The organism is Atribacterota bacterium, from assembly GCA_028703475.1.
Lineage (GTDB): Bacteria > Atribacterota > Phoenicimicrobiia > Phoenicimicrobiales > Stramentimicrobiaceae > JAQVMU01.
The window spans coordinates 37,025-46,243 of the sequence record JAQVMU010000004.1 but is presented as its reverse complement, the minus strand read 5'-3'; the positions used below and the strand labels follow the sequence as shown (position 1 = coordinate 46,243).

At 31.6% G+C, this 9,219-nt stretch carries 10 protein-coding genes and 1 rRNA gene; all 11 read left to right on the top strand.

The window, feature by feature from the left end; genetic code table 11:
* Positions 1-91: ribosomal RNA gene (gene rrf / locus PHQ99_01390) — 5S ribosomal RNA — on the top strand; the annotation flags it as partial.
* A 22-nt stretch (positions 92-113) separates the two neighbouring features.
* Complete coding sequence (locus PHQ99_01385) at positions 114-761, top strand: HAD family hydrolase (protein ID MDD4288232.1); 648 nt, start codon at positions 114-116, stop codon at positions 759-761.
* Positions 762-777: 16 nt separating this feature from the next.
* Positions 778-1,623 carry a DNA-formamidopyrimidine glycosylase gene (gene mutM / locus PHQ99_01380; protein ID MDD4288231.1) on the top strand — a complete coding sequence of 282 codons (846 nt, stop codon included), beginning with the start codon at positions 778-780 and terminating at the stop codon, positions 1,621-1,623.
* A 25-nt stretch (positions 1,624-1,648) separates the two neighbouring features.
* On the top strand, positions 1,649-2,605 hold the full coding sequence (rnz, locus tag PHQ99_01375; protein ID MDD4288230.1) for a ribonuclease Z: 957 nt from the start codon (positions 1,649-1,651) through the stop codon (positions 2,603-2,605).
* Between the two features lie 180 nt (positions 2,606-2,785).
* Entirely contained in the window at positions 2,786-2,971 is a 186-nt protein-coding gene (locus tag PHQ99_01370; GenBank protein MDD4288229.1) for a ferredoxin, read from the top strand.
* A 272-nt stretch (positions 2,972-3,243) separates the two neighbouring features.
* Positions 3,244-4,254, top strand: a complete 1,011-nt coding sequence (locus tag PHQ99_01365) for a tRNA 4-thiouridine(8) synthase ThiI (GenBank protein ID MDD4288228.1) — start codon at positions 3,244-3,246, stop codon at positions 4,252-4,254.
* A gap of 15 nt (positions 4,255-4,269) precedes the next feature.
* On the top strand, positions 4,270-5,364 hold the full coding sequence (gene mnmA / locus PHQ99_01360; protein MDD4288227.1) for a tRNA 2-thiouridine(34) synthase MnmA: 1,095 nt from the start codon (positions 4,270-4,272) through the stop codon (positions 5,362-5,364).
* Between the two features lie 132 nt (positions 5,365-5,496).
* Positions 5,497-6,039 carry a transcriptional regulator gene (locus PHQ99_01355; protein MDD4288226.1) on the top strand — a complete coding sequence of 181 codons (543 nt, stop codon included), beginning with the start codon at positions 5,497-5,499 and terminating at the stop codon, positions 6,037-6,039.
* A 4-nt stretch (positions 6,040-6,043) separates the two neighbouring features.
* A complete protein-coding gene (locus tag PHQ99_01350) occupies positions 6,044-6,955 on the top strand; it encodes a quinate 5-dehydrogenase (GenBank protein ID MDD4288225.1) in 912 nt (303 codons plus the stop codon).
* 28 nt (positions 6,956-6,983) lie between these two features.
* Positions 6,984-8,174: a pyridoxal phosphate-dependent aminotransferase family protein gene (locus PHQ99_01345; protein MDD4288224.1), complete on the top strand. Its 1,191-nt coding sequence runs from the start codon at positions 6,984-6,986 to the stop codon at positions 8,172-8,174.
* Positions 8,175-8,544: 370 nt separating this feature from the next.
* Positions 8,545-9,018 carry a transcription elongation factor GreA gene (gene greA / locus PHQ99_01340; protein ID MDD4288223.1) on the top strand — a complete coding sequence of 158 codons (474 nt, stop codon included), beginning with the start codon at positions 8,545-8,547 and terminating at the stop codon, positions 9,016-9,018.
* The last annotated feature ends 201 nt before the right edge of the window (positions 9,019-9,219 follow it).

Genomic DNA, 9,219 nt, shown 5'->3' with positions numbered 1-9,219 from the left:
CCACCTGTTCCCATCCCGAACACAGTAGTTAAGCCCTCCAGCGCCGATGGTACTGCAGTCTTTTCTGTGGGAGAGTAGGACACTGCCGGGAATTTTTTTATTTGGGGGGAAGTATGGGGATTGAAATAATTTCATTCGATGTTGATGGAACATTAGTTGATCCTGATTTCAATGATTTAATCTGGCAAAAAGCATTACCTGAACTTGTTGCAGAAAAACAAAATATTGATTTCGAGACTGCCCTTAAAATGGTACAAAAAGAATACGACCTGGTTGGAGATAACAATATCAATTGGTATGATATTAGATATTGGATAGAATTTTACAAGCTTGATTTAGATTATAGAGAACTTTTCAGGATATATGAGAGTGAAATAAAAATATATCCGGAAGTGCATACTGTTTTAGAGCAATTAACAGAAAAATATCAATTAATATGTATTTCATCCATGCCCAGGGAGTTTTTAAAACCAAAAATAAAAGATTTAAAAAAATATTTCCAGTCAGTATTTTCTGCTTTAACTGATTTCACACAATTAAAAAACGAGACAGTTTATAAAGAAATATGCGAAAGACTGGATATTTCCCCTGAGAGAGTATTACATATAGGCGATAGTGAAAAAACCGATTATCTTGCAGCTAAAAAGGCTGGATTAAACACTTTATTAATTGACCGTTATCAGATGGATTTTCAGAAAAAATATCCTGATAATATAATTAACAGCCTGTCTGAAATTTTTGCAAAAATAAATTTCCTATAGATTTGAAAGGTAACAAATGCCAGAACTCCCTGAAGTAGAAACCATTAGAAGAGATCTGGAAAAAATAATAACAAAGAAAATACTAATCAAAGTCCAAGTAAAAACCCCTATTCTCATAAAAAAACCCAAGATTAATGAATTTATATATAAGCTAAAAAACATCCTAATAACAGGTGTAACAAGGCGAGGAAAATATATAATAATTCACTTTGATACAATGGATTCTCTAATAATTCATCTTGGTATGAGTGGTCGATTTGAATATACATCAAGTAACGAATTACCTTCAAAAATTTTCAAAAAACAACAAAAGCATAATCATCTGTTTTTCTTTTTTAAGGATGGGAGTAGGCTGATCTATAATGATGTAAGAAAATTTGGGAAAATATGGCTTTTAGAAAAGGGTGAAAATTTGCCAAGAATTGAAAACCTGGGATTTGAGCCATTGGATGAAGAATTTAATTTTGATAAATTTTATAAATTATTAGTAGATAGTACAAAAAATATAAAGCAATTATTAATGGATCAGAAAATTATTGCCGGTATAGGCAATATATATGCAAATGAGATTCTTTTTAATTCCAGGATTCATCCACTGCGCAAGACATATTCATTATCAGAGGATGAAGCAAAAAAGATTTATTTGAATATTAAGAGGATTTTGGTAGATGCCATTAATCTAAGAGGCACAACAATGGTTGATGAATCTTATGTAGATTTACAGGGCAATACAGGCAGCTATGGAGGGACACTCAATGTCTATGGGAAAAAAAATGATACTTGCCCCGTCTGTGGAAATCCTCTAAAAATTATTAGAATTGAAAATAGAAGTACTTTTGTATGCTCTAAATGTCAGAAATAGAAAAATAAAAAGGAATTAATAAAAAATGTTAGAGAAGGTTATATTTTTTGGTACTGGTGCAGGAATGCCTACTAATGAAAGAAATGTTGCCTCAATGGCTGTTTTCTTAGAGGAAAGTGGTAATTTCTGGTTATTTGATTGTGGAGAGGGAACACAACAAAGAATTATTGCGGCTGGACTGAAATTATCGAAATTAAGGGCAATTTTTATAAGTCATTTGCATGGTGATCATATCTTTGGTTTGCCCGGGTTGCTTGCTACTCGTGGTTTACAGGGAATAAAAAGCACTATTGATATTTTTGGGCCAGATGGATTGGGTTCATATCTTAATAATAGCCTTAATTATTCCAGTACACATATACCTTATTCTTACAATATAAATGAGATAAAACCGGAAAAATACAAAACAAAAAAATTATTATGGGAAAAGGATAGCTACAAGGTATACTGTGCAGCTCTCAACCACCAAATAGACTGTTTTGGTTATGCAGTTAATGAAAAATATGTGAAAAAGAACATTCTTGTTAACAGATTATCAGAATTGGGTATTCCTCCCGGACCAATATATAAGGAAATAAAGAGGAAAGAACAGATAACCCTGGAAGATGGAAAAATGTTAAAAACCGATGATTTTTTAAAGAAATCTGTAATTATGAGAAAAATATCTTATTGCACTGATACTATGTTTTCAGAAAATGCTGTTGATTTATCTAAAAATGCTGATTTGCTTATACATGAAGCTACATTTTCTAATGATGAAAAGCAGGAGGCTGAAAAAAGCTTTCACTCCACAATTGAGGATGCTTTAGAAGTGGCAAGAAAGGCAGAAGTTAAGCATCTTGTTTTAACCCATTTTAGTCCCAGATATCAGAAAACAAAAAATAGTAAGTACAATTGGGATAGTATCAAGAAAGAAGTTATAAGAAGGTATCCCGAAACTACTTTCGCCGAAGATTTGATGGAAATAAAAATAAATTTGTAGATAATATAGAAAATAGGCTTGAATTTTATAGTTTTTTAAGTTATCTTTAATAAGTCATAGGTTTTAATAGGCTAACCAATTTTGTAACATAATATTAACCTGATAATTAAATATTTAAAAAGGTTAATTTACTAAAATACAGCAAATTAAGAAATATAAATTCATAGGAGGTGAAATATAGTGAAAGCAACAGTTGATAAGGATCTTTGCACAGGATGTGGACTTTGTGAAAGCACATGTCCTGAAGTATTTGAATTGCAGGATGATGTAGCAGTTGTTAAAGTTGATACTGTCCCTGCTGATGCAGAAGAATCTTGCAAACAGGCTGCCGAAGATTGCCCTGTTGAGGCAATTACTTGTGAATAGTTCTTTTAAAAAGGAAGAGGTATTATACTCCTCTTCCTTTTTCCTTTAGATTTTTTCCCACCTCTTTAAAGCCTCATCTCATAATGAAATATATTCATATTTGATTATTGAATATAAAATAAGAATAAATGGATATTTGTTTTTAACTCAACAGGATAGGCTTAGTTTATTTATATAATCATTTAGTATAAAATAAATTGAATATAAAGAATGAGAATTGTTAAAATTATATAATACAAACTTATACTTGTAAAACAAGAAAGAAGGTTGTTGTGACTGATAAAATAAAAGCAGTAGCCCTTTATTCTGGCGGTTTAGATAGCATACTGGCAATAAAAATAATACTAAAGCAGAATATTAATGTAATAGGGCTGCAACTTAAAACACCATTTATAGAAAACAAAATTAGTTCATATGCAGAAAAATACTTGAATATTAGATTTATAAGAGAAGACATAAGCGAAGAATTTAAAGAGGTTGCTTTAAATCCAAAATATGGTTATGGAAAGAATGTTAACCCCTGCATTGATTGTCGTATTCTGATGTTTCGTAAGGCAGGTGAGTTGATGGAAAGAGAAGGGGCATCATTTATCATTAGTGGTGAGGTGCTTGGACAAAGGCCGATGACGCAGAATAAAAGAAGTTTATTAACAATCAGCAAAGAATCCGGTTATAGTTCATGGATTCTTAGGCCACTTTCTGCATTACTGTTGCCAGAGACTAAACCGGAGAAGCTTAATATTGTTAACCGATTCAGATTACTTGACCTGCAAGGCAGGTCAAGAAAAAGACAAATAGCACTTGCAAGAAAGTTTGGAATTAATAAATATCCTGCTCCCGCGGGAGGATGCAAATTAACTGAGCCGGGTTTTTCCAAAAGAATAAGAGGTTTACTAAAAAATAATTTTAATGATAATGACATTGAGTTATTAAAAGTTGGTCGTCACTTTAATCTCAGAAATAATTTTAGGCTGGTAGTTGGTAGAAATGAGATAGAAAATAAAAAGATATTTTCCCTGGTTAAACCTGCAGATTTTCTCATAAGTTCAAAAGAATTTAAAGGACCTGTTTCCTTATTGCGTTTTTACTTCGATACTAATAGTGAATTTTCAGATATGGACATATTATTGGAGCTGGCAAGCAAGATTACAGCAAGATATTGTGATAAGAATTCTCCTGATGATATTGTTGATATTAATATCTGGAATCCTGACAGTAAAATGAATGACAGAAGGTTTGTGCAATCATTGGCAGAACAGGAAATAGCTAAATACCTGATATAATATGGAGTTAGTATCATGAAAAAGAAGAATGTTTTACTGGCAATGAGTGGAGGTATTGATAGTAGTGTTGCTGCTCATTTGTTAATAAAAGATGGCTATCAGGTAACTGGAATCTATTTTAGCCTTGTTGAAGAAGAAGATAGAGTAAAATCTGAAGAAAAGAATAATCCTAAGTATTATACTGGTGGAAAAAGAGCACAACTAATAGCGAAAAAGTTAAATATTCCCTTATATGAGATTGACTACAGAAAGGAATTTGAAAAAATTGTCATACAGGATTTTATTAGAAAATACTATAATGGAATAACTCCAAATCCCTGTATCTTATGTAATGAAAGAATTAAATTTAAATTACTTGAATTTTATGCTGATAAGATGAATATACAATTTCTTGCTACCGGACATTATGTCAGAGTTCAGCAGGGCCATACCCAGAATGAATTTGTTTTAAAAAGAGGGGTAGACAAGGGAAAAGACCAATCATATTTTCTTTATAGATTGAATAAAAATATATTTTACAGATGCATTTTTCCACTTGGCAATCTTAAGAAGGATATGGTTAAAAGTATAGCTGCTGAAATAGGAATAGATATAACAAATATTAAGGAAAGCCAGGAAATCTGTTTTATACCTGGAAATAATTATCGAAAATTCATAAAAAATAAAAATAACCGGAAAACAAATAATAAACCAGGTTATTTTATAGATGATAAAGGCAATGTATTGGGTAAACATAAGGGCATTGCTTTTTATACAATTGGTCAACGCCGAAAAATTGGGCTGTCACTAAATAGCAGGAAATATATTACAAGCATTGATCCTGATAAGAATACTATTGTTATAGGTGATGAACCGGATTTATATAAAAATAAATTGAAGCTTGAAGATGTTCATATTATTTCTAATATTCAAAAAAGCTGTCCTCTTTATTTACAGGTTCAAATTCGCTACAATTCAGCTGCATTCTGGGCGAAAATATTTCCTGATGAAAAAGATAATTCAAATGCCACTGTAATTTTTGATGAGCCAATAAGAGCAATAACAGCAGGGCAGTCTGCAGTTTTTTATGATAATGAAAATGTTATCGGTGGTGGAATTATAAGCAATTGAAATGCTCCTCTTCCCGAATATTTTATAAAAACTCCTCAGTATTCAGTTTTATAGAAACATTTATACAATAATCTTGACACTAAAATTCCATTAATATATAATGTGTACAAAAATGTGTACAGGAAAATATTTATGAATATTATTAGAATTGGTGAAAAAGTTCTCTACCGGGAAAAGTTGGAGCGGGAAATCAGTAAAATATTAAAACTCAGAACAGAAGGACTAACACAGGGAGAGGTTGCCAGAAAGCTGGGGATTGAAAGAACTTTTGTTTCCAGGCTCGAAAGCCTGGGAGAAATCAGGAAAGGAAAAAAAATTGCCCTGGTTGGTTTTCCGATAAAAAACAAAATGGAAATTTTAAAAAAAGCCCAGGAAGTAGGTATTGATTTCACTCTAATATTGACACAACAAGAACGCATTAATTTTATTAAGGACAGGACAAAAACAAACCTATTTAATGAAATCATTTCTATTATCAGTAATTTGATAGATTATGATTTGATTGTCTTTTTAGGCTCTGATAAAAGAGTAGAAGTTGTGGAAAAATTATTCAGCATACAAGTCGTTGGGGTAGAAATTGGAAAATCACCAATAACTGAAGATAAATATGTTGACCCAGAGACAATCATGGAAATATTAAACAAAGTTAAAGCAATTTCAATAAACAGGAGATAAAAAAGTGAAAAAAGTTCTTGGTGTTAGCTTAGGTTCCTCATCTAGAAACCATATTGCAAAAGTAAATATATTAGGGCAGGAAGTAGAAATTGAAAGAAGAGGAACAGACGGTGATGTAAAAAAAATGATGCAATTGTATCAGGAATATGACGGGAAGGTTGATGTTTTTACTCTTGGAGGAACCGACTTATATCTTTATTCTGGCCCTAAAGGAAAAAGGTATACTATTAAAGAGTCTGCCAGGATTGTAAGTGTAATCAAAAAAACTCCTATTGTTGACGGTTCCGGAATAAAATATGTATTAGAGAAAGATGTTATAAGATATATTACTAAACATACTGATATAGTACTGCAGGACAAGAAAGCCTTATTACTCATTACAGTTGATAGATTTGGACTTGCAGAAGGACTGATAGAGGCAGGATGTAAAATGACTTTTGGTGATCTTATTTCATGTTTAAATATACCTATACCTATATATAGCTTGAGCACGCTAAATAAGATAGCCCGGGTAATAATACCTGTTTTAGTTAATATTCCAATTAAGTATCTATATCCTACCGGTAAAAAACAAGAAACTTCGAACAGTAAATTTACTCATTTTTTTGATCAGACTGATATAGTAGCAGGGGATTATATAGCAATTAGCCAGTATATGCCAAATAAAATGGAAGGTAAAATTGTTATTACAAATACAGTGACTTCAGAAAATGTTCAGGATTTAAAAGATAGAGGAGTAAAATACCTGATCACTACAACACCACAATTTCAGGGAAGGTCCTTTGGAACTAATGTTTATCAGGGACTATTGGTTGCTGTTTCAGGGAAGAAGCCCGAAGAATTAAAGGATAATGATTACCTCGAATTATTAAAAAAAATAGATTTTAAACCAAGGATTGAAAAATTAAATAATTAGAAACAGTTTAAAAGAACAGGAGATTAATATGGGAACAACTTTAAAGGAAAAAATTAATCAGGTGAATGAGAGAGCAAATCGATTGAAAGAGAATGGTACCTTCTTTTGGCTGAAAACCATTGAAAATTCTGCACAATCGAGAGTTATGGTTGAAGGGGAAGAAAAAATAATGCTGGCTTCATATAATTATTTGGGATTGATAGATCATCCTAAATTAAAGGAGGCAGCCATCAAAGCGATTGAAAAATATGGTACAGGCACTTCAGGTGTTCGTTTCTTATCGGGAACTACAGAGGTGCACAAAAAGTTGGAAGAAAAAATCTCCCAATTCAAAGGAGCTGAAGATGCTATTACTTATACCAGCGGGTATGTAACCAATTTAGCTGCTATTACTTCTCTTTACCAGAATGGTGATTTGATTATAATTGATAAAATTGATCATGCAAGCATTATTGACGGGTGTATGCTTTCAGGCGCCAGACATAAATCTTTTTTACATAACGATATGGACAGACTGGAATCTATTTTAAAAAATTCTGATAACTATGTAAATAAAATAATCATAGTTGATGGTGTTTACAGTATGGATGGTGATGTTGCAAATTTACCAGAAATATCCCGTTTAGCAAAAAAATATGGAGCAAAGGTAATGGTAGATGAGGCTCATTCTATTGGAGTACTTGGAAAAACAGGACATGGTATTGAAGAATATTTCGGATTAAAAGATGCCGTAGATATACACATGGGAACCCTTAGCAAAACTATTCCTGCTGTTGGCGGATATATTGCTGGTGAAAAAGAAATGATTCAATATTTAAGACATAATTCCAGGCCATTTATCTTTTCAGCACCCATTCCCCCGGTCAATGCTGCTGTAGCCATTGCCGCTCTGGAAGTGATTGAGGATGAGCCGGAACGAGTTGAGAATTTACATAAAAACATGGAAAAATTTAGAGAAGGCATAAATTCCATGGGTTACAATATTGGAGATACCGTTACAGCAATAGTTCCTATTATTATTGGTGGAGAAGAAGAAACATTACAGCTTTGTAAGATGGTTAATGAGATGGGTGTATTTATTTGCCCTATTGTATTCCCAGCAGTTCCAAAAGGAACTAGCAGGCTTAGATCTCATATACTTACACACCATACTCAGGGGGATATTGAAGAAGCTTTACAAATATTTGAGAAAGCCGGAAAATCATTGGGATTAATCTAAAAATGCAATATAAACCTGTATAAAATAAAATTATATTAAACTTATTTATTTTTTGCAAGAGAGAAGCTATTACAGCTCTATTTAAAGCTGAATAAAATCAATAAGATACTTTTTTATATTATTATAAGTAATGATTTTTATCTTTTTGAATTATTAAATATAATTAAAAAATGTTATATTTTTATAATACTGATAAAAACAATATTTATTTGACATAAAATTATAAATACCCTATAATTCATTTAAAACTACAAAAGTCGCTAATTTAGAAAATATATAATATTTTGTTAACTAAGATAAGTATTCCCCTTGTTTCCAGATGCCACTTGTCTTAGTTTTAATTTTATGAGAAGGTTAGGGTGTATAAAAAATGAACGACCGAAAGATTATGCTGACTGAAGAAGGGCTGGAAAAAATTAAATCAGAACTGCATGAATTAAAGACTGTAAAAAGAAAAGAAATTGCTGAAAAAATAAGCCATGCAGTAGCATTCGGTGAAATAGCGGAGAATGCTGAATATCGGTCTGCCAAAAATGAACAGGCTTTTATCGAAGGCAGAATATTGACATTGGAAAAGGTTATTGAAAATTGTGAGCTCATTGACACATCGAAAAATGACCAAACAGTTGTTTCTCCAGGTTCAAAGATTGTTGTTGAAGATATTAAGAAAAAGGAAAAGATAGAGTATACATTAGTTGATTATATTGAATCTGATCCATCTTCCGGCAAGATATCCATTGCTTCGCCTATTGGTAAAGCAGTTTTGGGAAGAAAAGTGGGCGATAAAGTTAAAATCAGAGTACCTGCGGGCAGCTTAAATTATAAAATATTAAATATTAAATAATTATTATAGCTTTCAATTAGTTTAGTTTTAAAATGAACAGGTTATGGTCAAATAAACAGCCTGTTCATTTTTTATTTACTTTTATCGGCTTTCTATTATAAAATAGATAATCAGGAAATATATCAATAAAGTTATAATTTATCTGATGATGAAGGTTAATATCTTTGTTATTATAAAAAATATAAGTAAATTTTCAAGGAG

Excerpts from the sequence above, each read along its gene's own strand:
- mutM (MDD4288231.1), top strand. The coding sequence starts at position 778 with ATGCCAGAACTCCCTGAAGTAGAAACCATTAGAAGAGATCTGGAAAAA.
- greA (MDD4288223.1), top strand. The coding sequence starts at position 8,545 with ATGAACGACCGAAAGATTATGCTGACTGAAGAAGGGCTGGAAAAAATT.
- PHQ99_01345 (MDD4288224.1), top strand. The coding sequence starts at position 6,984 with ATGGGAACAACTTTAAAGGAAAAAATTAATCAGGTGAATGAGAGAGCA.
- mnmA (MDD4288227.1), top strand. The coding sequence starts at position 4,270 with ATGAAAAAGAAGAATGTTTTACTGGCAATGAGTGGAGGTATTGATAGT.
- PHQ99_01355 (MDD4288226.1), top strand. The coding sequence starts at position 5,497 with ATGAATATTATTAGAATTGGTGAAAAAGTTCTCTACCGGGAAAAGTTG.
- PHQ99_01385 (MDD4288232.1), top strand. The coding sequence starts at position 114 with ATGGGGATTGAAATAATTTCATTCGATGTTGATGGAACATTAGTTGAT.
- rnz (MDD4288230.1), top strand. The coding sequence starts at position 1,649 with ATGTTAGAGAAGGTTATATTTTTTGGTACTGGTGCAGGAATGCCTACT.